This is a genomic window from Streptomyces sp. NPDC004667 (assembly GCF_040609475.1).
Taxonomy (GTDB): Bacteria; Actinomycetota; Actinomycetes; order Streptomycetales; family Streptomycetaceae; genus Streptomyces.
This window is the reverse complement of the sequence record NZ_JBEXKC010000010.1, coordinates 76,918-98,777: the sequence shown is the minus strand read 5'-3', so window position 1 is coordinate 98,777 and position 21,860 is coordinate 76,918. Positions and strand designations below refer to the sequence as shown.

Here is a 21,860-nt window from a genome sequence, read left to right as displayed (position 1 = left end):
GTTCGACGTGGCTTTTCGAATAAGGGGTTGACGGGTGCGGCCGAATGGCCCGGTCTGCCGCGGTTCGTTCCGCGGCCCACAACTGACGCGGAAGGGGCGCCCCTTGGCGGGACGCCCCTTGCGCTCGCGCGTACGTGCGCGTCAGTCGGACAGGCGGGCACCGGTGGAGGTCGAGAACACGTGGATCTCGTCGGCGCGCGGCACCAGGTGCATCGTCGAGCCCTTCTCCGGGACCTGGCGGCCGCCCACGCGGACCACGATGTCCTGCGGCGTCTTGTCGGTGCCGAGCAGGGCGCTGCCGTAGACGTAGCCGTCGGCGCCCAGTTCCTCGACCACGTTGACGGTGATCGTCAGACCGCCCGCGTCGCCGACGTCGAAGTGCTCGGGGCGCACGCCCACGGTGACCGTGCGGTCGCCGGCGTCCGCGGCCGCCGACAGCGCAGCGCGGGAGACCGGGACGACGCTCGCGCCGAACTTCACGCCGCCGTCGGTGATCGGGACCTCGACGAGGTTCATGGCGGGGGAGCCGATGAACCCGGCCACGAACAGGTTCGCCGGCCGGTCGTACATGTTGCGCGGGGTGTCCACCTGCTGCAGCAGACCGTCCTTGAGGACCGCCACGCGGTCGCCCATCGTCATGGCCTCGACCTGGTCGTGGGTGACGTAGACGGTGGTGATCCCGAGGTCGCGCTGGAGGGCGGCGATCTGGGTGCGGGTGGACACGCGGAGCTTGGCGTCGAGGTTCGACAGCGGCTCGTCCATCAGGAAGACCTGCGGCTTGCGGACGATGGCGCGGCCCATCGCGACGCGCTGGCGCTGACCGCCGGAGAGCGCCTTGGGCTTGCGGTCGAGGTACTGGGTGAGGTCCAGCATCTTCGCCGCGTCCTCCACCTTGCGGCGGATGGTGGCCTTGTCCTCACCGGCGATCTTGAGCGCGAAGCCCATGTTGTCGGCGACGGTCATGTGCGGGTACAGCGCGTAGTTCTGGAACACCATCGCGATGTCCCGGTCCTTGGGCGGCAGGTGCGTGACGTCGCGGTCACCGATGCGGATGGCGCCGCCGTTGACGTCCTCCAGGCCCGCGAGCATGCGCAGGGAGGTGGACTTGCCGCAGCCGGAGGGGCCGACGAGGACGAGGAACTCGCCGTCCTCGATCTCCAGCTCCAGCTGGTCGACGGCGGGCTTGTCGCTGCCCGGGTAGAGCCGGGTCGCGCGGTCGAAAGTCACAGAAGCCATGGTGATGAATCCCTTCTACCGGCAGGAACGTGCCGGACGATCCGAGTGGAAGGTCTAGTCCAGTAAGCGGACTCCGCCCGACGCTACCGGCTGCGAAGGCTCCTGTCAGCAATCTGACGGTCCGGATCGCGGGCAGGGCGGGCCAGAGCACCGCTCTTTTGACCAGGGCTGGCAGAGCACCCCACTTTTGACCAGGCCGTGCAGAGCACCGCCTTTCCGGCCGTGGTACTCCCACGCCTCACTGCCCTCGCGAGCAGTGGTTCCTGTTTCGACGCCCGCTGCCGGCCCGGCGAGACCCTGGGGGTCGCACCTGGTCGGTCCTACGCAGGCTCCACAGGCATTGCGGCCGACGGCCCGTCGGTCCGTGATGCTTCACTTCGCTATGCCGCCGGTACGAGGTCCAGCAGCTCCGAAGCCTTGATGACGCTCGGCGGTACGCGTCCGGGCGGCAGCGCCATGGCCACCGTCCAGTACAGCCGCATCCCCTCGTCCCGGAGGTTCACCGCCGCGTTCGTGTCCCGGTCGTGGGCGGTCCCGCATTCCGCGCAGGTCCACTCGCGGATCGATACGTCGAGCTTCGGACCCTTCGTGTGGCACGCGGAGCAGCGCCGGGTCGACGGGAAGAAGCGGTCCACGATGACCAGGGTCCGCCCGTACCACGCGCACTTGTAGCGCAGCTGGCGCAGCAGTTCACCCCAGGCGGCGTCGAGGATCGACCGGTTCAGGGCCGCTTTGCGGCGCTTGTTCCTGCCCGTTGCCGCACGCAGCAGGTTGGCGATCGGTAGGTCTTCCACCACGAGCACTTGGTTCTCGCGCACGAGGCGGGTCGTCAGCTGGTCCAGCTGGTCACGACGGACGTCACCGATCGAGGAGTACAGGCGGGCGATCCGCTCCCGCGCCTTCCCCCGGTTCTTCGAACCCTTCTGCTTCCGGTGCAGGTCACGCTGGAGGGTTGCGAGCTGCTTCTCGTATTTCGCCAGGAGGCGGGGGTGCGGGAGCTTTTCCCCGTCGTCCATCGTCACCAGCGTCGCGAGGCCGAGGTCGAGGCCCACGGCCTTGGGCTCCCGACCGCCCGGAACGAACATCGTGGGCAGCGGGACGACCGCCTCCTCCACCAGTACGGACAGGAAGAACCGGCCGGCGCGGTCCCGGGTGACGTTCAGCTTCACCGGTAACTGCCCCGGGGGGAGCGCGCGCGACCAGCGGATGTCGAGTGGCGCCGTCTGCTTGGCCAGGGTGACCGAGGCCGTACCGGGACGCTTCGGGTCTTCGGCCCACCGGAAACCGGTGCGGACGTAGGTCGCCGCGTCCTTCGAGCGGTGTTTGGACTTCCTTCGCGGGTACTTCGCCGAGCCCTTGAAGAATCGCGAGAAGGCCGAGTCCAGGTGTCGTAAGGACTGCTGGAGGACCGTGGACGAGGTCTCCTTCAGCCACGCCGTCCCCCGTACGCGTTTCCACCCGGTCAGGGCCCGGCAGGTCTCCGCGTAACCCAGTGAGACCCGGTGGTCCTCCCAGGCCTTCACCCGGAGGGCGAGGCCTTCGTTGTAGACCCAGCGGCAGGCGCCGAAGGTCTGCGCGAGCTGGGCCGCCTGGTCGGCGGTCGGGTAGAAGCGGAAGCGGTAGGCGCGCTGCTGCATGCCCACTTGTCCGATCAGCCCCTTCATCGGCGCCACGGCCCGCTTCCGGTGTTCGGTCCGGTCGCCCACCCCGAGAAGGTCGCGCTTGATGCGTCGGGCCTCCTCCCCTGTCACTCGGTCCGCCATCTCCCCTCCCATGGTCTGATCTTCAGAACGGCACATCAGTACGTTCAACGAACGTGTGCGTGAGGGGTTACGGGGGAGGGTTCAATCTAATGGCTTGGGGAATCGGGCGCTGTGTAGAGTGAGGGCGGCTTCGCGCGTGGAGGTTGTGTGTGAGGTCGTGCCGCCTTAGCTCAGTTGGCTAGAGCGCTTGACTTGTAATCTTGAGGTCGTCGGTTCGATTCCGACAGGCGGCTCCGTCCCAGGTCAGAGGGCATCTGATCGAGGGAATTCGTACAAAAGCGGAAGGCCCCGGGTGATCACCCGGGGCCTTTTGCGTTCCTCAGCCGCGGCCCGAGATGCGGTCGGCGAGGCGGGCCAGCGGGGTTGTCGTTGGGCGGTGGGTGGTCGATTCGTGGCGGTCCGCCTCGCGGTAGGCGGCGTAGAGGGCGTGGACGCCGAGCCAGCGGAAGGGCTCGGGCTCCCAGCGGCGGACCCGGTGGTGGACCCAGGGCAGGGCGGTCAGCTCGGTGGTCTCGCCGAGGACCAGGTCGCGCAGGGTGCGGGCGGCGAGGTTGGCGGTGGCCACGCCGGAGCCGACGTAGCCGCCCGCCCAGCCCAGGCCCGTGGTGGCGTCCAGGGTGACGGTGGCGCACCAGTCGCGGGGGACGCCGAGGACGCCCGACCAGGCGTGGGTGATCTCCGTCCCGGTGAGCTGCGGGAAGAAGGAGAAGAGGAGGGAGGACAGGGAGGCGATGGTGGCCTGCTGGGTGCGGCCGTCGTTGTCGGTGCGCGAGCCGAAGCGGTACGGGATGCCGCGGCCGCCGATCGCGATGCGGTCGTCGGCGGTGCGCTGGGCGTACATGTAGGCGTGGGCCATGTCCCCGAGGACGGCCCGGTCCGACCAGCCCAGGGAGTCCCAGGCGGACTTCGGGAGGGGGGCCGTGGCGATCATCGATGAGTTCATGGGGAGCCAGGTGCGCTTCTGGCCCTTGAGCGCGGCGGTGAACCCCTCGGTGCAGCGCAGGACGTACGGGGCGCGGACCGTGCCGTAGGGGGTGACGGCCCGGCGGGGGGCGAGTTCCGTGACGGGGGTGGATTCGTGGATGACGACGCCGAGGCGTTCGCAGGCGGTGGCCAGGCCGCGGACCAGCTTGAGCGGGTGGATGCGGGCTCCGTGCGGGGTCCAGCTGGAGCCGACGGCGTCGGCGATGTCGATGTGGGCGCGGGTGTCGGTGGCGTCGTAGAGGACGCGGTCGCTCTCGCCGAAGCCGAGTTCGGCGGCGTGGAAGGCCTTGAGGCGGGTGAGCTGGGCGGGGGTGCGGGCTACTTCGAGGACTCCGCCGCGGTGGATGTCGGCGTCGATGCCCTCCTTGGCGGCGGTGTCGATGACCTCGGTGACGGTGTCGTTCATGGCGTGCTGGAGGCGCAGGGCGGCCTGGTGGCCGTGGAGGGCGGCGTAGCGGTCGCGTCCGGCGATGCCGTTGTAGAGCCAGCCGCCGTTGCGGCCGGAGGCCCCGTAGCCGCAGAACTTCTGCTCCAGGACGGTGACGCGGAGATCGGGGGCGGCGCGCTTGAGGTAGTAGGCCGTCCACAGGCCGGTGTAGCCGCCGCCGACGATGACGACGTCTGCCGTGGCGTCGGTGGTGAGGGGGGCGCGGGGTGGCTGGGGGGCGGTGGTGTCGGTCGCGTACCAGAAGGAGATACCGCCGTTGATCGTCATGGGGGAGTTGGTACACGGGGTGTTCGAGGGGTGTCCAGGGACGGGGTGTCGTGTTTCGGGGTGCGTTGGATGGCCGGATGGCCGATGTGGGGGATGAGGGGCGTTGCGTAGGGTGTCGAGGGGGGTTTGTCGGGTTTAGGGTTTATGAGTTTTTTATGGAGAGGGTGTCGTCGGGTGATGCTGGGCGTACGGAAGGCAGGGCGCGCGGGACGGGTCGTCGCGTTGGTGGTGGCGGCGGCGCTGCTGGGCGGTGCGGTGGCGGGCTGCGGCGGCGGGGGCGGCGCGGGCTCGTCGGATACGGCGGCGTCGGACCTTTCGGCCGTGCGGACCAGTCCGATCGCGGACCGGCTCGCGAAGCTGCCCGCGGTCGTGGACGGGGCGAAGGTGGTCGTGGGGCGGCCGGAGGCGCCGCGCACCGTTCAGGTGCTGGTGGATCCGCGGTGCGGGGCCTGTGCGAAGTTCGAGGCGGAGGGCGGGGAGACGCTGCTGAAGCTGGCGGACGAGGGTGAGGTGAGGATCGAGTACCTGCTGGCCTCCTTCCTCGACCGGGGCGGGGTGAGCGGCTCGGTGAAGGCGGTGAACGCGCTGCGGGCGTCGGTGGACGCGGGGAAGTTCGCCGAGTACCACGCGGCGGTCTTCGCGAGTCAGCCGAAGGGGAGGTTCACCGACGAGCTGCTGCTGCGGATCGCCGATCAGGTGCCGGGGCTGCGCGGGGAGGCTTTCGACCGGGCCGTGGCCGAGGGGACGCACACGGGGTGGGTCGCCGGTGCGGAGAAGGGCTTCGAGGCGACGGGGATGCAGGGGACGCCGGCGGTGCTGTTGGACGGGAAGCCGGTGGGGGCGAAGGACGGGTCGATGTTCGACGCGGCCGGGTTCGCGCGGACCCTCGAGGACGCGGGCGTGGGGGGTGTAGCTGCGTAGGGTCGGGCCCATGGTGGAGATTCCGGCTGAGTTGGTCGAGGTGCAGCTGCGGTACGGCGGCCTGGCGGGACGGGAGTTCATCGCGGGGCTGCCGGGGCGGGTGGCGGAGTTCCTGGAGCGGTGGGGGCTGCGGGTGACGGGGCCCGCGATGCACGGGATGACGGCCCTGGTGCTGCCGGTGGTGCGGGCGGACGGTACCGAGGCGGCGCTGAAGCTGCTGGTCCCGGACGAGGAGAGCGCGGGGGAGCCGGTCGCGCTGCGCGCGTGGGGCGGGCGGGGCTGCGTACGGCTGCTGGAGTGGGACGGGCCTACGGGGACGTTGCTGCTGGAGCGGCTGGATGCGGGGCGGCACCTGTCGGGGTTGCTGGAGCGGGACGCGCGGGCGGCGGTGTCGGTGGTGGCGGGGCTGCTGGCGCGGCTGACGGCTGTGCGGGCGCCGGAGGGGTTGCGGGGGCTGGGCGAGGTCGCGGCGGGGCTGCTGGCGGGGGTGCCGGAGGCGGCCGGGCGGCTGGCGGACGCGGGGGAGCGGCGGCTGCTGCGGGACTGCGCGGCGGCGCTGGCGGAGGTGGCGGGGGAGCCGGGGGACCGGTTGCTGCACTGGGACCTGCACTTCGACAACGTGCTGGCGGGGGTGCGGGAGCCGTGGCTGGCGATCGATCCGAAGCCGCTGGCGGGGGATCCGGGGTTCGAGTTGCTGCCGGCGCTGGTGAACGGGTTCCGGGCGGAGGAGGTCGGGTGGCGGTTCGACTTGCTGACGGGGGTGGTGGGGCTGGACCGGGAGCGGGCGCGGGCGTGGACGCTCGGGCGGGTGGTGCAGAACTGTCTGTGGGAGGTGGAGGACGGGGAGGTGGCGCTGCCGGAGCGGGAAGTGGCGGTGGCGGAGGTGTTGTTGGGGCGTGCGGGGTGAGCGCGGGGGCGGTTCCGCCGGAGCTGGGATCGGCTCTGGAGGTGTTGCGGGAGGTGCGGGGTCGGCGGCCGGCCCCGGGGAGCCCGGCGGCGGAGGTCGCCGGGTGGTGGGAGGAGGTCGCGGTGGCTTCGGAGGGGCTGGCGGGGGTGCTGGTGTTTCCGCAGGACCGTCGGCGGTACCGGGCGGAGGCGGCGTTCGCCCGGGGGGAGGCGGGGCGGGTGCGGGGGTCTTCGTGACGGGGTGACCGGGCCCGGGGCGGGGTTCCGGGAGGGATGGGTCAGGGTTCCAGGACGACCTTGCCGGTGGTGGCGCGGGTTTCGAGGGCGTGGTGGGCGGCTGCGGCTTCTGCGAGGGGGTAGCGCTTGATGGCGGGGCGCAGCCGGCCGGTGGCGGCTTCTTCGAGGGCGCGGGTTTCCAGGACGCGCAGGGGGTCGGGGGCTCCGACGGCTTCGAGCATGGCGGGGCCGAGGACGCCGCGGGTGGTGATGCCGCGGGCGGTGAGGTCGTCCTGTTCGGTGTCGGTGAGGGTGAGGGGGCCGGAGGACCAGCCGTGGACGAGGTGGCGGGCGCCGGGGGCGAGGAGGCCGAGGGCGGTCCGCGCGGTGGTGCCGCCGACGGAGTCGAAGAGGACGGTGGCGCCGTCTGGGTGGTGGGCGCGGACGGTGTCGGCCCAGTCGTCGGTGGTGTAGTCGACGGCGAGGTCGGCGCCGTTGGCGGTGGCCAGGGCGGTTTTGGTGGGGCCTCCGGCGAGGGCGATGACGGTGGCGCCGGTGTTCTTGGCGTACTGGACGAGCAGGGTGCCGATGCCGCCGGCGGCGGCGGTGATCAGAGCGGTGGAGTCGGGGCCGAGGTCGGCGAACTGGAGGATGCCGAGGGTGGTGCGGCCGGTGCCGATCATGGTGACGGCCTGGGCGGTGTCGAGGTTCTCGGGGACGGGGTGGAGGCGGGCGGCGTCGGTGACGGCGTACTCGGCGTAGCCGCCCGGGGCGAAGCCGAGGTGGGCGACGACGGTCCGGCCGAGCCAGGTGGGATCGGTGCCGGGGCCGAGGGCGTCGACGGTGCCGGCGACTTCGCGGCCGGGGGTGGTGGGGAGTGCGGGCAGGGGTGCCGGGGGCCCCTCGATGCCCTTGCGGAGGTTGACGTCGAGGAGGTGGACGCCGGCGGAGGCGACGGCGATGCGGACCTGGCCGGGGCCGGGGGTGGGGAGGGGGACGGTCTCGTAGGAGAGGTTCTCGGCGGGGCCGAAGGCGTGGAGGCGGATGGCGCGCATGGTGTCCATGCGGCCAGCCTGTGACCTGGAGCGTGGTTGAGGTCAAGGGGTTCCGTTGTCGGTCCCGTGGGTCACGATGGGGGGATGGTGCGGAACGAGCGGGTGCGCGGGCAGGCGGGCAAGGCGGGCGGGACGGTCAGGGCGGCGAGGCGGGCGGAGGTGCGGCTGCCGGGGCTGGTGGCGTGGGAGGGCGGTGGGCTGGAGCCGGACGGGGACTACGACGGGCTGGAGTTCGCGGACGTCGATCTGGCGGGGCAGGAGGGCGTCGGGGCGCGGTTCATGGACTGCGCGCTGCGCCGGTGCGCGCTGGACGGGGCGGGGCTGGCGAAGGCGCGGATCCTGGACTCGGTGCTGGAGGGGGTCCGGGGGGTGGGGACGGATCTGGCGGGGGCGTCGCTGCGGGACGTGGAGCTGGTGGAGGCGCGGCTCGGCGGGGCGCAGTTGCACGGGGCGGTGCTGGAGCGGGTGCTCGTGCGGGGCGGGAAGATCGACTACCTCAACCTGCGGACGGCGCGGTTGAAGGACGTGGTCTTCGACGGGTGCGTGCTGGTGGAGCCGGACTTCGGGGGTGCGGTGATGGAGCGGGTGGAGTTCCGGGGCTGCGTGGTGCGGGGGGCGGACTTCACGGGGGCGCGGATGGCGGACGTGGACCTGCGGGCGGCGTCGGAGCTGGGGATCGCGCGCGGGGTGGAGGCCCTGTCCGGGGCGGTGATCAGCCCGGCGCAGCTGTTCGACCTGGCCCCGGCCCTGGCGGCGCAGCTGGGGCTGCGCGTGGAGGGCTAGCCGGGACCCGGCCACCCCTCCGCGGTGCGGAGCCGCGAGGGGGCCAAGGGCCCGGGGGTGCGGACTCCGGGGACCGGGGCCTGGGACCCGGGGGTGCGGGAGCCGGGAGCTGCGGGTCCGGGGCCTCGGGGGCCGGGGGTACCGGGCCCGGGGGTACCGGGCTCGGGGGGCCGGGGCCGGAGGGTGCCGGCTCCGGGACCCGGGGGGTGTAGGTCCCGGGACCTGCGGGCCTGGGCCTGCGGGCCAGGGTTCAGGGATCGGGCGGCCCGGGCTCGGGGGGCCGGGGCCGGAGGGTGCCGGGACTGGGACCCGGGGGGCCAAGACCCGAAGTGCGGGGCCGCCAAGGGGCCGGGGGTGCGGGGACCGGTACCTGGGGTGCGGGGCCCGGGGGCTGCGGGTCCGGGGTCGGGGCCCGGGGGCTGCGGGTCCGGGGCCCGGGAGCTGCGGGTCCGGGGTCGGGGGCTGGAGCCTGGAGGTGGAGTTCCGGGTGGGTTCGGGGGGTTGCCCCCGGCGGGGTTACGCCGGGACGCGGGGGAAGCGGGACTGGAGGGTCCAGATGATCGGGTTGTCGGCCAGCCCGTCGTGCATGTCGATGAGGTCCGCGATCAGGTCGTGGAGGAAGTCGCGGGCCTCGCGGCGCAGCAGGCGGTGGCTGAAGGTCAGCGGGGGCTCCTCCGGGTCCATCCAGTCGGCTTCGATGTCGACCCAGCCGAAGCGGCGCTCGAAGAGCATCCGGTCCGCGGATTCGGTGAAGTCGAGTTCGGCGTACTGGCGGTTGGCGGAGCGGCTGCCGCGGGGGTCCTCGTCGAGCTGCTCGACGATGTCGCACAGGGCCCAGGCGAAGTCGAGGACCGGCACCCATCCCCAGGCTGTGGACACCTCCGTGTCCTTGACGGTGTCCGCGAGGTAGACGTCGCCGCAGAACAGGTCGTGCCGCAGGGTCCGGACGTCCGCCGAGCGGTAGTCGGTCTGCGGGGGGTCCGGGAAGCGCCGGGAGAGGGAGTAGCCGATGTCGAGCACGTCCCCGATGGTGTCACGGGCGGGCCCCTCCCGGCGCCGTGGGCCGGGTCAGCCGACGTTGACGGCCTTCCAGGCGGCGGCGACGCGGGCGACCTCGGGGGCGGCGGGGCCGTAGAGCTCGACGGCCGACTGGAGGGTGGCGGTGCGGGCGGCGGCGTAGTCGGTGGAGGAGCGCATGTGGAGGGTCAGGGCCCGGTACCAGATCCGGGTGGCCCGGTCGCGGCCGATGCCGAGGAGCTTGGAGCCGTCGTGGGTGGGGGAGTCGTAGGCGACCCCGTTGATCTCCTTGGGGCCGCTGCCCTCGGCGAGGAGGTAGTAGAAGTGGCGGGCGGGGCCGGAGGCGGCGTGCGGGTCGAGGCCGCCGATGTCCGCGGACCAGTAGTCGCGGGAGACGCCGTCGGCGCTGGGGCGGTCCATGCGGCGGGGCGGGCCGTCGTAGACGCGCTCGCCGAGGAGGTAGTCGCCGACGTCGGCCTTGTTCTCGGCGAAGAACTCGCCCGCGGTGGCCAGGATGTCGGCGGTGCCCTCGCCGAGGGCGCCGGGCTCTCCGGTGGCGGTGAAGCCGGCGGTGGAGCCGATCAGGCCGTGGGCGAGTTCGTGGCCGACGATGTCGAGTGAGGTCGGCGGGCGGCCGGGGGTGGTGCCGTCGCCGTACGAGACGCAGGCGCAGCTCGCGTCCCAGAAGGCGCCGCCGTAGTTGGTGCCGTAGTGGACGCGGGAGGTGGTGGCGACGCCGTCGCCGCGTACGCCGCTTCTGTTGAAGGCGGCTCGGTAGAAGTCCCAGGTCACGGCGGTGGCGTAGTGGACGTCGACGGCGGCGGTCTGGCGGCTGGAGGGGAGGCCGGTGCCCCAGACGTCGTCGGCGTCGGTGAACAGGACGCCGGGGCCGGAGGTCTGGTTGAGGGCGTCGAGGGTGCGCTGGCCGCCGCGGGAGGGGTCGCGGAGTTGGTGGGTGGTGCCGGCGGGGGTGGTGCCGAGGGGGACGGTGCCCGAGTACTGGCCGGTGCCGGTGCCGGTGCCGGTGCCGGTGCCGGTGCGGATGTCCGTGACCGTACCGGTGGGTGTCGTGGGTGTGGTGGTGTTCGCCGTCGCCGTGCCGGCGGTGAGGGCGAGGGCGGCGCCGAGGAGGGCGGCGGTGGCGAGGCGGGCGCGGCGGGAGGGCGTGGGGTGGGGCACGGGAACTCCTTCGCGGGTGGGGGTGGTGCGAGTGAGCGTGCCATCGGGAGGAGCCGGTCCGGCAGGTCCGCGACGGAAACCCGGACCGGGTTGTCCGAAGACCGGGCCCGGGTGTCCGGATCCCGTCAGGACGGGAGGAGGCGCTGTTCCTTGGCCACCGAGACCGCGCCCGCGCGGGTGTCGACGCCGAGCTTGTCGTAGATGCGGCCCAGGTGGGTCTTGACCGTCGCTTCGCTGATGAACAGGGCGCGGGCGATGTCCCGGTTGCCGAGGCCGCGGGCCAGCTGGCCCAGGATGTCCAGTTCGCGGTCGGTGAGCGTCGGGCGGGTGCCCCGCATGTGGGCCATGACGCGGCTGGCGACGGGCGCGGACAGGGTGGTGCGGCCCGCCGCCGCCGAGTGGATGGCGGCGAACAGTTCCTCGGGGCGCTCCGCCTTGAGGAGGTAGCCCGTCGCGCCCGCGCCGATGGCCCGGGTGATGTCCGCGTCCGTGTCGTACGTGGTCAGGACCAGCACGTGCGGCGGCTCCGGCAGGGCCGTGATGCGGCGGGTGGCCTCGACCCCGTCGATGCCCTCGCCCAGCTGGAGGTCCATCAGGACCACGTCGGGGCGCAGCTTCGCGGCCAGCGCGACCGCCTCCTCACCGCTGCCGGCCTCGCCCAGCACCTCGATGTCCGGCTCGCTGCCCAGCAGGGCGAGCAGGCCGGCCCGGACCACCACGTGGTCGTCGCAGAGGAGGATCGTCGTCATCGGGTGGGCTCCAGGGGGATCACGGCCGAGAGGACGGTGCCCTCGCCCGGGGTGGATTCGATCGTCAGGGTTCCGCCCAGTTGGCGTACCCGGGCGCGCATCGCCGGGAGGCCGTGCCCGCGGCCGGAGGAGGCCGGACGGGCTTCGGCGAAGCCGGCGCCGTCGTCCGCGATGTCCAGGACGACCTGGTCGCCGAGGAAGCTCAGGGTCAGGGCGGCCGTCCGGGCCCCCGAGTGCTCGCGGACGTTGGCCAGGGCCCCCTGGGCGATGCGCAGCAGGGCCGATTCGGCGCGGTCCGGGAGCGGCACCGGGGCACCCTCCAGGTGGAAGCGGACCTCGATGCCCGGGCCCGCGTCCAGCGCGCGCAGCGCTTCGGCCAGGCCGGCGCCGTTCTCCAGCTCGGGCGGAGCCAGGTCGTGGACGAGCCTGCGCGCCTCGGCCAGGCCGCGCGCGGTGATGTCCGTGGCGGTACGGACGTGCGCGCGGGCGGTGCCCGGGTCGCTCTCCCAGGTGCGGTCGGCCGCCTGGAGCAGCATCTGCTGGCTGGACAGGTGCTGGGCCAGGGTGTCGTGGATCTCCATCGACAGCCGCTGCCGCTCGGCCAGGGTGCCCTCGCGGCGCTCGGTGGCGGCGAGCTCCCGGCGGGTGCGGATCAGGTCGTCGATCAGCGCGCGCTGCTCCTGCGCCTGGCGCTCCATGTGGACGAAGACGGCGGTGGCGAGGGCGGCGACGGCGGGCGGGGCGAGCAGGAGGTTCGGGTCGAAGGCGGTGGACAGCTTGAGCTGGGCCGCCACGACGAAGACGGTGAGCAGGGCCACGAGGACCACGGCGGCGCGCGGGGGCAGGGTGCGCAGGGCGGTGAAGAAGAGGGGGACGGCGCACCAGGCGAAGCTCGGCGCGAGGACGACGAGCACGACCCAGGTGGCCACCACCAGCCCGAGCCACAGCCGGTGGCGCAGGGGCTCGGTGGCGGGCAGCGTACGGGTGGCGCCGACGGCGGGCCCGAGGACGTAGAGCAGGGCCAGCGCGATGCTGAGGGCGATGACCCAGGGGGTACGGGGTTCGCCGGGGTGCCGGAGCAGGAAGCGGGCCACCGAGGCGCCGAGGAGCAGGAAGAACGCCGCGTGCATGACGGTGGCCAGGCCGCGGGTGTCGTCGGAGGCGGTGGGGGTGGGGTGCGGCCGCGGGGGGTTGCGCACGGTGGGGCTCCTGGTGCTGGAAGGACATATCCATTGTGACGTCGCCCGCCCGGGCGGGGACGGGGCTGCGGCCGGCGCCGGGGCGGGGACGGGGTGGGGTGTCGTCCGGGACGTAAAACGTGATTTGTCGGCGCGAGGTACCCAGCACCTGCGCAGCCCCGGACAGGGCGCCATAAATCATGCAGTCCCGGACGGCACCCCGCCCCGGCCCCGACCCCACCCGACCCCGGCCATCCCCGACGCCGCCCCCAGGAGAACCGCCCGGCCAGGGCAACCGCATCGACCGATCGGATGACCCCCGCGTCAACCGGTGCGCTCGCCGCCGCGAGCCGGTACGGCGACGGGACCGGGGCCGGTTCCGGCGGAGGCTTGGAGCAGCCAGTCGAGCCGATGACCACCAGGAGCAGCAGCCATGAACACCCGCACCCGCGTCCTCACCGGTACCGCCCTCGCCGTCGCCCTCGGCGCCGGGACCTTCGGCGCCGTCAGCGCGAGCGCCACCCCCGCCCCCGTCCAGGCCGCGGCCAAGAAGGACGACGACCGGAACTTCACCACCTCCACCCACCTCACCGTCGACGCCGCCACCCGCGCCGCCCAGGCCGCGCTCCACGCGGCGGAGAAGGAGAACCAGAAGGTGACGGTCGCGGTGGTGGACCGCAACGGCAACACCATCGTCACCCTGCGCGGCGACGGCGCGGGCCCGCAGTCGTACGAGTCGGCGCAGCGCAAGGCCTTCACCGCCGTGTCCTGGAACGCCCCGACCTCGGTGCTCGCGGGCCGCCTCGCGCAGACCCCGAACCTGAAGGACATCCCCGGCACCCTCTTCCTCGCCGGTGGTGCCCCGGTGCAGGCCAAGGGTGCCCCGGTCGCCGGCATCGGCGTGGCCGGCGCCCCGAGCGGCGACCTGGACGAGAAGTTCGCCAAGGCCGGCGCCGACGCCCTCGGCGAGAAGTAGGGACCCGGCGACCGGGTGGCTCCGCCGGGGCCCGACCGCGGCCGCGCCCCCCGTCCGGGGCGCCCGCTTAGGATCGAACCCGTGGAACACCCCGCGCCCCCCGGCCGCACCGGCCTCACCCGCCGCACCGGCCTCACCCGCCTCGCCGCCCCCGCACTCGCCGCCCTGCTCTCCCTCGCCGTCCTGGCCACGGGATGTACGGGCGCCACCGTGCAGGGGCGGCCCGGCGCGTCCGGGCTGCGCGACCCGTACTTCCCCCGCGCCGGAAACGGCGGTTACCAGGTCGAGCACTACGGCCTCGACCTCGCCTACGACCCCGCCGACGGCCTGCTGCACGCCACCGCCGTCATCACCGCGCGCGCCGAACAGGGCCTCAGCTCCTTCAACCTGGACCTGAGCGGCCTCAAGGTCGAGAGCGTGGACGTCCAGGGCACCGGCGCCCGTTACAACCGGACCGGCAACGAGCTGACGGTCCGCCCGGCCAAGGACCTGAAGAAGGGCGAGGTCTTCCGCACGGAGATCGACTACGGCGGCCGCCCCAAGCCCGTGGTCGACCCGGACGGTTCCAAGGAGGGCTGGATCGCGGGCGAGGACGGCGCCGTGGCGGTCGGCGAGCCCGTGGGCTCGATGGGCTGGTTCCCCGGCAACCACCACCCCAGCGACAAGGCCACGTACGACATCACCGTCACCGTCCCGCACGGCTACGAGGCCGTGTCCAACGGCGAGCTGCGCTCCCGGAAGGAAGTGGCGGACGGGCGGACCGAGTTCGCGTGGCACAGCCCCGAGCCGATGGCGAGCTACCTCGCGACCGTCGCCATCGGCCGGTTCAAGGTGACGACGGGCCGGACCCCTTCGGGCGTCCCGGTCTACGACGCGGTCGCGCCCGGCGAGGCGGCGGGCAGCGAGGCCGCGCTGGCCCGGCTGCCGCAGATCGTGGACTGGGGGACCGAGAAGTTCGGCCCCTACCCCTTCGGCAGCGTCGGCTCGATCGTGATGCCGGCGCAGACCCTCACGTACGCGCTGGAGACGCAGACGAAGCCGGTCTACTCGGGCGCTCCCGACGAGGAACTGGTCCTGCACGAGCTGGCGCACCAGTGGTTCGGGGACTCGGTGTCACCGAAGTCCTGGAAGGACATGTGGCTCAACGAGGGCTTCGCCACGTACGCGGAGTGGCTGTGGTCGGAGGAACACGGAGGGGTGAGCGCGCAGCGGCGCTTCGACGCCTTCCTGGCCGGTGACACCTCGGTCGACCCGCACGCGGACGGTGACTGGGCGGCGTTCCCGCCGGCCTCCCCGCCCGGACCGGAGCACATCTCCGACGACCCGGTGTACTACCGGGGCGCGATGGTGCTCCACCGGATCCGCCAGGAGGTCGGCGACCCGGCGTTCTTCGACCTGCTGCGCGGCTGGGCCGCGGACCACCGGCACGGGAACGCGAGCACGGCCGACTTCACGGCGTACGCGCAGCGGCGCACGGGCCACGACCTGAAGAAGGTGTGGGACGTCTGGCTCTACGGCGAGGACCGTCCCACCGCTCCCTGAGGTCTCAGAGTTCCTTGCGCATCACCCGGCACGGACGCCCCCGTTCACGGTCCTTGGCCCGGCGCAGTTCGGCGTAGCCCTGGGCCTGCCAGAACGCGAGGCCGGTCGCGTTGTCCTCCAGTACGGCGATCCGTACGCCGGTGCGGCCCGCGGTGCGGAAGCGGTCCTCGACCAGGCCGGCCACCGTGCGGCCGTGGCCCTCGCGGTGCGCGGCGGCGTCGATGAGGAGCAGGCCGATCCACGGGTCCGGGTCCCCGGAGGCCGGGTCGGGGTGGTGGGCGAGGGTGACGACGAGGCCGACGAGCCGGCCCGCGGAGCGGGCCAGGAGCACCTCGGCGCTGTCGGTGGCGAGTTCGTCGGCGAGTGCGGTGGCGACCTGCTCGACGGTGATGCGGGTGGGGTCCGGGAAGTCGCCGCTCAGTTCGAAGAACGCGCGGTTCGTCGCGTAGAGCGCGGCGATCTCGGTGAGGACCGGGCCGGGCAGGGCGCCGTCCACGGGTACGAGCGGTTGCAGGATCATCCGTCGAACGGTAGCGAAACCCCCTGCCCCGGGCTCGGGGCAGGGGGTTCCGGCAGACCGGGCGCGGATCAGACGTTGACGCCGAAGTCCTGGGCGATGCCGGTGAGGCCGGAGGCGTAGCCCTGGCCGACGGCGCGGAACTTCCACTCGGCACCGTTGCGGTAGAGCTCGCCGAAGACCATGGCGGTCTCGGTGGCGGCGTCCTCGGAGAGGTCGTAGCGGGCGATCTCGGCGCCGCCGGCCTGGTTCACGACGCGGATGTAGGCGTTGCGGACCTGGCCGAAGTTCTGGCTGCGGGACTCGGCGTCGTAGATCGAGACCGGGAAGACGATCTTGTCCACGTCGGCGGGCAGGCCGGCGAGGTTGACGTTGATGGACTCGTCGTCGCCCGAGCCCTCACCGGTGCGGTTGTCGCCGGTGTGCACGATGGTCTGGTCCGGGGTGGACTTGTTGTTGAAGAACACGAAGTGACCGTCGGAGACGACCTTGCCGGTCGCGTTGACCGCGATGGCCGAGGCGTCCAGGTCGAAGTCGACACCGGTCGTCGTACGGACGTCCCAGCCGAGGCCGACGGTGACGGCGCCGAGGCCGGGGGCCTCCTTCGTGAGCGAAACGTTGCCGCCCTTGGACAGGCTTACTGCCATTTTGACTGGTGTCCCTTCCTCGTCACGTGACCGCGCTCAGTGGTCGTGGCCACGGTACTGCTGTCCTTCATAACGCCGGGAGGGGTCCGGTAGGTTCCGAACCGCCCGGGGCGCCCCGAAATCGGGGTGACGGGGGCCGCGGCGGGGGCCGATCATAGGGGCATGCCTGGTCCCTATGTCATCCGCGGTTCGGTCGTGCTCCCCGAGGCGGAGCTCGCCTGGCGCTTCTCGCGTTCCTCCGGGCCGGGCGGCCAGCACGTGAACACCTCGGACTCGCGGGTGGAGCTGCTCTTCGACGTGGCGGCGACCAAGGCGCTGCCGGAGGTGTGGAAGGAACGGGCGCTGGAGCGGCTCGCGTCCCGGCTGGTGGACGGGGTGGTGACGGTACGGGCCTCCGAGCACCGCTCGCAGTTCCGCAACCGGGAGATGGCCCTGGTCCGCCTGGCCTCGCTCCTGGCGGAGGCCACGGCCCCACCGCCCAAGGCGCGCCGCGCCACGAAGATCCCCCGGGGGATCAACGAGCGGCGCCTGCGGGAGAAGAAGGCCCGGGGCGAAACGAAGCGGGGTCGCACGGGGCGCGACTGGTAACCCCGGGGCTGCGCCCCGGACCCCCTGGGGCTCCGCCCCGGACCCCCTGGGGCTCCGCCCCAGACCCCGCGCCTCAATCGCCGGCGGGGCTGGTTTTGCCGGCCCCGACCCCGCCCGGCCAGGGCAACGGCTACGGCGCCAAGTGCCGGTAGCGTCCCCGGAAGTACGTCAGCGGCGGTGCGTCCGGGGTGGGTACGGCGGCGCTGAGGACGCGGCCGATGACCAGGGTGTGGTCGCCCGCCTCGACGCGGGACTCCGTGCGGCATTCCAGCGTGGCCAGCGCCCCCGACAGCAGCGGCGCCCCGCTGATGGCCCCCCGTACCGCGGGCAGGCCCTCGAACAGCAGCCGGTCGCTGATCCGGTTCTTCATGGCGAAGCGCCCCGCCACCTGGAGCTGCCCGTCCGCGAGGACGGACACCGCCCACAGCGGCTGCTCCGCCAGCAGGTCGTCCATCCGGGACCCCTCGCGCAGGCTCACGAGCACCAGCGGCGGGTCCAGGGAGACCGACATGAACGCGGTGGCGGTCATGCCGACGTCCTCGCCGCGCGGCCCGTCGGCGGTCGAAGGGGGCTCGTGCGCGGTGATCAGGCACACGCCCGCCGCCAGCCGGGACATGGCCGCCCGGAACTCGTCGTTGCTCACTCCCTCAGGATGAGGGGTGGCGGACGGTTCGGGGGCGACCCGCGTCAGCGGGGTCGGCACGGGCACGGGCTCAAGGGTCGTCTTCGGCACGACCCGAACGCTAGTCCCGCCGCCGTGCGGCGCACATCGGGCGGTGGTCCGAGCCGCGTCCCCGCCCCACGGCCTAGGCCCGGGCGTATCGTTTGCTCACGAAAAGGAGCGGGAGCGCTCCCACTCCCCAACGTGCCCAGAGTGCGCGGTTATTCATCTCATGTGACTTGAGTCACAGAGGGCAAGATTTGTTGACCCTGTGTACCTGCCGCACAGCTCACTGTGATTCAGTGGACGGGACACCGCAACGAAACGCCGATGACAAACCTGGAGTTGCTGTCGAGGTCTCGGGGAGAGCGAGCAATGGAGACCGAGTCGGAGCCCTACGTCCGTCTTGCGACCCTGCGGCAGCTGCACCAGGTGGTGGCCGAACTCAACACGGCCCGTAGCCTGGCGGACACTCTGCAGACCGTCGTGGACGGCATCGTGCGCGGCCTCGGCTACGAGCTCGCCTGTGTCAATCTCGTACGCCCTGACGGGGATCTCGTCGTCGCCGCGTTCGCCGGCGACCCCGCCGCGGAGGCCCTGATCACCGGCCGCGTCGGTTCCCGCCCCTCCTGGGAGCGCCGCCTGGCCATGGGCGAGGACTGGGACGGGCTGCGCTTCATCCCGCACACCGAGGGCTGGGTCCTGATCGAGGACGACGTCCCCCAGTGGCACACGGACGGCCCCGATCCGCGCTTCGAGGACGAGTGGCACCCCGAGGACCGGCTGTACGCCCCGATGTATGCGACCGGCGGGGAACTCCTGGGTGTCATCTCGGTGGACAGACCGCGCAACGGGCGCCGCCCCGGCGCATGGGGGCGCGAAGCGCTCCAGATGTACGCCTTCCAAGCGGCGATTGCGATCAGCAACGCACGGCTGCGGGCGAACATGCAGCGGGCCCTGGTCCGGCTGGAACGCGAGCAGCAGGCGCTGCGCGCCAGCGAAGAGTCGTTCCGCCAGGCCTTCGAGTACGCGCCCAGCGGCATGGCCATCGCCGAGATGGGCGGCGACCAGCACGGCCGGCTGCTGCGCACCAACGACGCCCTGTGCCGCCTGCTCGGCCGGCCCGCCTCCGTCCTGCGCCGCTACTCCTTCTCCGACCTCGTGCACCCCGAGGACATCGGCACCCTGCTGCGCACCTCCGCCGAGGGGGGCCGCGCCGAGCTGCGCCTCGGGCGGCGCGACGGCACGTACGTGTGGGTCTCGCTGCGCAACTCCGTGGTCGCGGACGCCGCCGACGGCCCCCGGTTCCTGCTCACGCACGTCGAGGACATCGAGGAGCGCAAGCGGCACGAGCTCCAGCTCGCGCACCGCGCCAGCCACGACTCCCTCACCGGCCTGCCCAACAGCGCCGAGCTGCGCTCCCGGCTCGGGGCCCGGCTGTGCCGGCGGCCCCAGTCGGTGCGGGCCACCGCCGTGGAGGCGCTCGACGCGGCCTTCGAGGCGCGCCCCGAGGCGGGTGGTGCGGGGGAGCACGGGTTTCGCCCCGACGGGCACGACGGCTCCGACTACGGTTTCCCGGCCCCCGGCGTCGGGGCGGGGGCCGTCCCGGGCTCCGGGGCGGTGCCGGGGACGGACCCCTTCGAGTTCTCCGGCGCCTTCACGTCCCACGCGGACGGCCCGTACGACCACCACGTCCACATCGTGGCGCCCGCCACGGACGTCGACGACGGCACGAAGGGGCTCGCCGTCCTCTTCTGCGACCTCGACGGCTTCAAGTCGATCAACGACCGGTTCGGTCACCACACGGGCGACGCGGTCCTGATCGAGGTCGCCCGGCGGCTGACGACGTGCGTCAGGGACGGCGACACCGTCGCCCGCCTCGGTGGTGACGAGTTCGTCGTCCTCGCCGACGGCCTGGGCGCCGCCGACGCCGCCGACCTCGCCGTACGGCTGCGCAACGCGATCATCCCGCCGATCAGGGTGGACGGCCGGGCGGTCCGCGTGGGGGCGAGTTTCGGCATCGGCTGGGCCAGCTGCGGGATGTCGGCGGACGAGGTGCTGCGCTCCGCCGACCAGCGGATGTACATCGAGAAAAGGTCCCGTTCGAAGGCACACCGGCGGGCCGGGTAACCTGATCGGCCGCCCGTGGGCGCACGTGTTCGGGGTAGGCTCCCGTGGGTCGAAAGGAGTGACCTGCGATGACGACGCCCGCGCACAACGGCCCGCACGGTGGGGCGAACCAGCCCGAGGACGACGATCCGTTCGGCTACCTCTACGCGGACGGCCAGGCCGCCGGAGCCACCCCGCCCGGTCAGGGCGGCGGATACGGCTACCCCGGCCCCGCGGTCGGTGGCCCGCCCGGCGCGCAGCCCGGCGTCCCCCGTACCTCGTACAACCAGGTGCGCACGGTCGGCGAGCGGACGTACGGCGGCCAGCGCGGCGCGGTCCCGCCGCAGCAGCAGGCCCCGGCGTACCAGGCCCAGTACCAGGCTCCCGAGGCGCTCCAGGCGGGCGGCTACGGCGTTCCGGCGCAGCAGCAGCCGCACACCCAGCAGGTCCCCCTCCCCGGAGGCCGTGGCGGCCACGGCGGGGGCGGCGGCTCCAGCCGCAAGGGCCTGCTGATCGCCGCGGTGGCGGTGGTCGCGGCGGTCGCGGTCGGCATCGGCGCGGCGGTGGTCTTCGGCAAGAAGGGCGAGGACAAGGCCGACAAGAAGCAGGGGAACCAGCAGAACCAGCAGCCGGCCGGTCCCCAGCCGCCCCAGGGCTCCGCGGAGCCGAGCAGTTCCCCGGAGCCCTCCGCGACCCCGCTGCCGAAGGCGGACGCGTCCGGTGCCGGCATGGCCCTGACGGGCGGTGCCACGCTGATGACCGCGGTGCCGGGTGCGAAGAGCGCGGGCGGCCAGTACGTCGGCAACTTCAACCAGCCGGGCGCCGCCGTGACCTGGACCCTGGACCTCCCCAAGGCGGGGAGCTACAAGCTGAAGATGACCTACGGAGTGCCCGGCAAGGACGCCAGCACCACGCTCACCGTCAACGGCGAGAAGCAGACCCGCCCGATAAACATGAAGAACTTCTCCCTCGCCAAGCCGGGCGAGTGGGACAAGGGCTGGACGAACACCTACTCGCTGGTGGACCTGAAGAAGGGCACCAACACCGTCAAGATCTCGTGTGAGACGGGCAACCAGTGCGAGATCAACATCGACCAGCTCTGGCTGGAACAGGGCTGATCCGCACCGGCCGCCGCTAGAGCGGCGTGACCTTCACCGACCCCCGTACCTCCTCGTAGGTGCGGGGGTCGAACTCTCCCGCCACCGGGGCGTGGACCGTTGCCGCCGAGAGGGCCACCGCGCGGGTGAGCCGGGCGGGCCAGTCCAGGCCCTCCGCGAGGGCGGAGAGCAGGCCCGCCACCGCGGAGTCGCCCGCGCCGGTGGGGTTGCCGGACAGGGGGCGGGGCGGGGCCGCCTGCCAGGTGCCGTCGGGGGTGGTGGCCAGGAGTCCTGCGGGACCCAGGGAGGTGACCACCGCGTGGGCGCCCCGGCGGCGGGCGTCGCGGGTGGCCGGGAGCGGGTCGCGGGAGCCGGTCAGCTCCGCCAGTTCGGCGGCGTTCGGCTTGATGATCTCCGGCCGGGCGGCGACTCCGCGGCGCAGGGCCTCGCCGCTGGTGTCCAGGAGGACCGGGACCCCGGCCGCGCGGGCCGTCCGTACGAGGGTCGCGTAGGCGCCGACCGGGACGCCCGGGGGCAGGCTGCCGCACAGGGCCACCGCGCGTGCGCCGGTGGCGAGTTCGGTGTAGCGGGCCAGGAAGACGGACCATTCCCCGGCGGTGATCTGCGGGCCGGGTTCGTTGAACTGCGTGGTGTCGCCGGTGGTTTCGTCGACGACGGCCAGGGTGCGCCGGGTGGTGCCCGAACAGGGGACGAGGGCGTCGGTGACCCCGGGGCAGCCGGCGAGGAGTTCGCGTACGAGCGTGCCGGCCGGTCCGCCCGCGAAGCCCGTCGCCGTCACCGGGTGGCCGAGCGCGCCGAGCACGCGGGCCACGTTCAGGCCCTTGCCGCCCGGGCGTTCGGCGACGCCGGTGACCCGGTGGGAGGCGTGCGGGAGCAGTCGCGGCACCCGGTGGGTGACGTCGAGTGCGGTGTTGAGCGTCACGGTGAGGATCATGGCCAGCCCCGGTCTCGGTGAATGCCGGGATCATGCCAAATAGCGGGCGGCGGGCCCAGTCCTGAG

20 protein-coding genes and 1 tRNA gene are annotated in these 21,860 nt (G+C 73.1%); 9 read left to right on the top strand and 12 right to left on the bottom strand.

Going from position 1 to position 21,860, the window contains the following annotated elements; all coding sequences use genetic code 11:
- Positions 1 to 141: 141 nt before the first annotated feature.
- A complete protein-coding gene (ugpC, locus tag ABZW32_RS08275) occupies positions 142 to 1,236 on the bottom strand; it encodes a sn-glycerol-3-phosphate ABC transporter ATP-binding protein UgpC (RefSeq protein ID WP_356212887.1) in 1,095 nt (364 codons plus the stop codon).
- Between the two features lie 380 nt (positions 1,237 to 1,616).
- Positions 1,617 to 2,999, bottom strand: a complete 1,383-nt coding sequence (locus ABZW32_RS08270) for an RNA-guided endonuclease TnpB family protein (protein ID WP_356212884.1) — start codon at positions 2,997 to 2,999, stop codon at positions 1,617 to 1,619.
- A 159-nt stretch (positions 3,000 to 3,158) separates the two neighbouring features.
- Here ABZW32_RS08270 and ABZW32_RS08265 point away from each other — a divergent pair.
- Positions 3,159 to 3,232 (top strand) — tRNA-Thr (locus ABZW32_RS08265).
- Positions 3,233 to 3,318: 86 nt separating this feature from the next.
- Here the strand turns inward: ABZW32_RS08265 and ABZW32_RS08260 are convergent.
- On the bottom strand, positions 3,319 to 4,698 hold the full coding sequence (locus ABZW32_RS08260) for an FAD-binding oxidoreductase (RefSeq protein ID WP_356212882.1): 1,380 nt from the start codon (positions 4,696 to 4,698) through the stop codon (positions 3,319 to 3,321).
- A 177-nt stretch (positions 4,699 to 4,875) separates the two neighbouring features.
- On the opposite strand from ABZW32_RS08260, the gene ABZW32_RS08255 reads away from it, so the two are divergent.
- Together ABZW32_RS08255 and ABZW32_RS08250 are read left to right on the top strand one after the other, a co-directional pair.
- Entirely contained in the window at positions 4,876 to 5,619 is a 744-nt protein-coding gene (locus tag ABZW32_RS08255; protein WP_356212879.1) for a thioredoxin domain-containing protein, read from the top strand.
- Between the two features lie 10 nt (positions 5,620 to 5,629).
- On the top strand, positions 5,630 to 6,526 hold the full coding sequence (locus ABZW32_RS08250) for an aminoglycoside phosphotransferase family protein (protein ID WP_356212877.1): 897 nt from the start codon (positions 5,630 to 5,632) through the stop codon (positions 6,524 to 6,526).
- 277 nt (positions 6,527 to 6,803) lie between these two features.
- On the opposite strand, the gene ABZW32_RS08245 is transcribed toward ABZW32_RS08250, so the two are convergent.
- The gene (locus tag ABZW32_RS08245; RefSeq protein WP_356213037.1) at positions 6,804 to 7,796 is read right to left on the bottom strand and encodes a zinc-binding dehydrogenase; all 993 of its coding nucleotides are present in this window, start codon (positions 7,794 to 7,796) and stop codon (positions 6,804 to 6,806) included.
- Positions 7,797 to 7,880: 84 nt separating this feature from the next.
- Here ABZW32_RS08245 and ABZW32_RS08240 point away from each other — a divergent pair, with 84 nt between their 5' ends.
- A complete protein-coding gene (locus ABZW32_RS08240; RefSeq protein WP_356212875.1) occupies positions 7,881 to 8,579 on the top strand; it encodes a pentapeptide repeat-containing protein in 699 nt (232 codons plus the stop codon).
- Between the two features lie 516 nt (positions 8,580 to 9,095).
- Here ABZW32_RS08240 and ABZW32_RS08235 read toward each other — a convergent pair.
- From ABZW32_RS08235 to ABZW32_RS08220, 4 genes are all read right to left on the bottom strand, one after another.
- Positions 9,096 to 9,599 (bottom strand): hypothetical protein, encoded by a 504-nt coding sequence (locus ABZW32_RS08235; protein WP_030232416.1) that lies wholly within the window; start codon positions 9,597 to 9,599, stop codon positions 9,096 to 9,098.
- Between the two features lie 48 nt (positions 9,600 to 9,647).
- Positions 9,648 to 10,775 (bottom strand): M4 family metallopeptidase, encoded by a 1,128-nt coding sequence (locus ABZW32_RS08230; protein WP_356212873.1) that lies wholly within the window; start codon positions 10,773 to 10,775, stop codon positions 9,648 to 9,650.
- 125 nt (positions 10,776 to 10,900) lie between these two features.
- Entirely contained in the window at positions 10,901 to 11,524 is a 624-nt protein-coding gene (locus ABZW32_RS08225; RefSeq protein WP_356212871.1) for a response regulator transcription factor, read from the bottom strand.
- A complete protein-coding gene (locus ABZW32_RS08220) occupies positions 11,521 to 12,654 on the bottom strand; it encodes a sensor histidine kinase (protein ID WP_356213034.1) in 1,134 nt (377 codons plus the stop codon). Before ABZW32_RS08220 ends, ABZW32_RS08225 begins: the two co-directional genes overlap by 4 nt.
- Before the next feature lie 481 nt (positions 12,655 to 13,135).
- On the opposite strand from ABZW32_RS08220, the gene ABZW32_RS08215 reads away from it, so the two are divergent.
- The gene (locus ABZW32_RS08215; RefSeq protein WP_356212869.1) at positions 13,136 to 13,678 is read left to right on the top strand and encodes a heme-binding protein; all 543 of its coding nucleotides are present in this window, start codon (positions 13,136 to 13,138) and stop codon (positions 13,676 to 13,678) included.
- 165 nt (positions 13,679 to 13,843) lie between these two features.
- Positions 13,844 to 15,220 carry a M1 family metallopeptidase gene (locus tag ABZW32_RS08210; protein ID WP_356213031.1) on the top strand — a complete coding sequence of 459 codons (1,377 nt, stop codon included), beginning with the start codon at positions 13,844 to 13,846 and terminating at the stop codon, positions 15,218 to 15,220.
- 4 nt (positions 15,221 to 15,224) lie between these two features.
- Here the strand turns inward: ABZW32_RS08210 and ABZW32_RS08205 are convergent, their stop codons facing one another.
- Both ABZW32_RS08205 and ABZW32_RS08200 read right to left on the bottom strand, forming a co-directional pair.
- Positions 15,225 to 15,740 carry a GNAT family N-acetyltransferase gene (locus ABZW32_RS08205; RefSeq protein ID WP_356212867.1) on the bottom strand — a complete coding sequence of 172 codons (516 nt, stop codon included), beginning with the start codon at positions 15,738 to 15,740 and terminating at the stop codon, positions 15,225 to 15,227.
- A gap of 68 nt (positions 15,741 to 15,808) precedes the next feature.
- Complete coding sequence (locus ABZW32_RS08200) at positions 15,809 to 16,384, bottom strand: TerD family protein (RefSeq protein ID WP_356212865.1); 576 nt, start codon at positions 16,382 to 16,384, stop codon at positions 15,809 to 15,811.
- A 162-nt stretch (positions 16,385 to 16,546) separates the two neighbouring features.
- Here ABZW32_RS08200 and arfB point away from each other — a divergent pair, with 162 nt between their 5' ends.
- Complete coding sequence (gene arfB, locus ABZW32_RS08195) at positions 16,547 to 16,972, top strand: alternative ribosome rescue aminoacyl-tRNA hydrolase ArfB (RefSeq protein WP_356212862.1); 426 nt, start codon at positions 16,547 to 16,549, stop codon at positions 16,970 to 16,972.
- A 130-nt stretch (positions 16,973 to 17,102) separates the two neighbouring features.
- On the opposite strand, the gene ABZW32_RS08190 is transcribed toward arfB, so the two are convergent.
- A complete protein-coding gene (locus ABZW32_RS08190) occupies positions 17,103 to 17,675 on the bottom strand; it encodes a flavin reductase family protein (protein WP_356213029.1) in 573 nt (190 codons plus the stop codon).
- A 333-nt stretch (positions 17,676 to 18,008) separates the two neighbouring features.
- Here ABZW32_RS08190 and cdgB point away from each other — a divergent pair, with 333 nt between their 5' ends.
- Both cdgB and ABZW32_RS08180 read left to right on the top strand, forming a co-directional pair.
- Positions 18,009 to 19,763 (top strand): diguanylate cyclase CdgB, encoded by a 1,755-nt coding sequence (gene cdgB / locus ABZW32_RS08185; RefSeq protein WP_356212859.1) that lies wholly within the window; start codon positions 18,009 to 18,011, stop codon positions 19,761 to 19,763.
- A gap of 68 nt (positions 19,764 to 19,831) precedes the next feature.
- Complete coding sequence (locus ABZW32_RS08180; protein WP_356212856.1) at positions 19,832 to 20,860, top strand: CBM35 domain-containing protein; 1,029 nt, start codon at positions 19,832 to 19,834, stop codon at positions 20,858 to 20,860.
- Between the two features lie 16 nt (positions 20,861 to 20,876).
- Here ABZW32_RS08180 and ABZW32_RS08175 read toward each other — a convergent pair whose 3' ends face one another.
- A complete protein-coding gene (locus ABZW32_RS08175; RefSeq protein WP_356212853.1) occupies positions 20,877 to 21,794 on the bottom strand; it encodes a 1-phosphofructokinase family hexose kinase in 918 nt (305 codons plus the stop codon).
- Positions 21,795 to 21,860: the final 66 nt, after the last annotated feature.

Excerpts from the sequence above, each read along its gene's own strand:
- ABZW32_RS08180 (WP_356212856.1), top strand. The coding sequence starts at position 19,832 with ATGACGACGCCCGCGCACAACGGCCCGCACGGTGGGGCGAACCAGCCC.
- ABZW32_RS08270 (WP_356212884.1), bottom strand. The coding sequence starts at position 2,999 with ATGGCGGACCGAGTGACAGGGGAGGAGGCCCGACGCATCAAGCGCGAC.
- ABZW32_RS08175 (WP_356212853.1), bottom strand. The coding sequence starts at position 21,794 with ATGATCCTCACCGTGACGCTCAACACCGCACTCGACGTCACCCACCGG.
- ABZW32_RS08200 (WP_356212865.1), bottom strand. The coding sequence starts at position 16,384 with ATGGCAGTAAGCCTGTCCAAGGGCGGCAACGTTTCGCTCACGAAGGAG.
- ABZW32_RS08215 (WP_356212869.1), top strand. The coding sequence starts at position 13,136 with ATGAACACCCGCACCCGCGTCCTCACCGGTACCGCCCTCGCCGTCGCC.
- ABZW32_RS08220 (WP_356213034.1), bottom strand. The coding sequence starts at position 12,654 with ATGCACGCGGCGTTCTTCCTGCTCCTCGGCGCCTCGGTGGCCCGCTTC.
- ABZW32_RS08240 (WP_356212875.1), top strand. The coding sequence starts at position 7,881 with ATGGTGCGGAACGAGCGGGTGCGCGGGCAGGCGGGCAAGGCGGGCGGG.
- ABZW32_RS08260 (WP_356212882.1), bottom strand. The coding sequence starts at position 4,698 with ATGACGATCAACGGCGGTATCTCCTTCTGGTACGCGACCGACACCACC.
- cdgB (WP_356212859.1), top strand. The coding sequence starts at position 18,009 with ATGGAGACCGAGTCGGAGCCCTACGTCCGTCTTGCGACCCTGCGGCAG.
- ABZW32_RS08255 (WP_356212879.1), top strand. The coding sequence starts at position 4,876 with ATGCTGGGCGTACGGAAGGCAGGGCGCGCGGGACGGGTCGTCGCGTTG.
- ABZW32_RS08205 (WP_356212867.1), bottom strand. The coding sequence starts at position 15,740 with ATGATCCTGCAACCGCTCGTACCCGTGGACGGCGCCCTGCCCGGCCCG.
- ABZW32_RS08225 (WP_356212871.1), bottom strand. The coding sequence starts at position 11,524 with ATGACGACGATCCTCCTCTGCGACGACCACGTGGTGGTCCGGGCCGGC.
- ABZW32_RS08245 (WP_356213037.1), bottom strand. The coding sequence starts at position 7,796 with ATGCGCGCCATCCGCCTCCACGCCTTCGGCCCCGCCGAGAACCTCTCC.
- arfB (WP_356212862.1), top strand. The coding sequence starts at position 16,547 with ATGCCTGGTCCCTATGTCATCCGCGGTTCGGTCGTGCTCCCCGAGGCG.
- ABZW32_RS08250 (WP_356212877.1), top strand. The coding sequence starts at position 5,630 with ATGGTGGAGATTCCGGCTGAGTTGGTCGAGGTGCAGCTGCGGTACGGC.
- ugpC (WP_356212887.1), bottom strand. The coding sequence starts at position 1,236 with ATGGCTTCTGTGACTTTCGACCGCGCGACCCGGCTCTACCCGGGCAGC.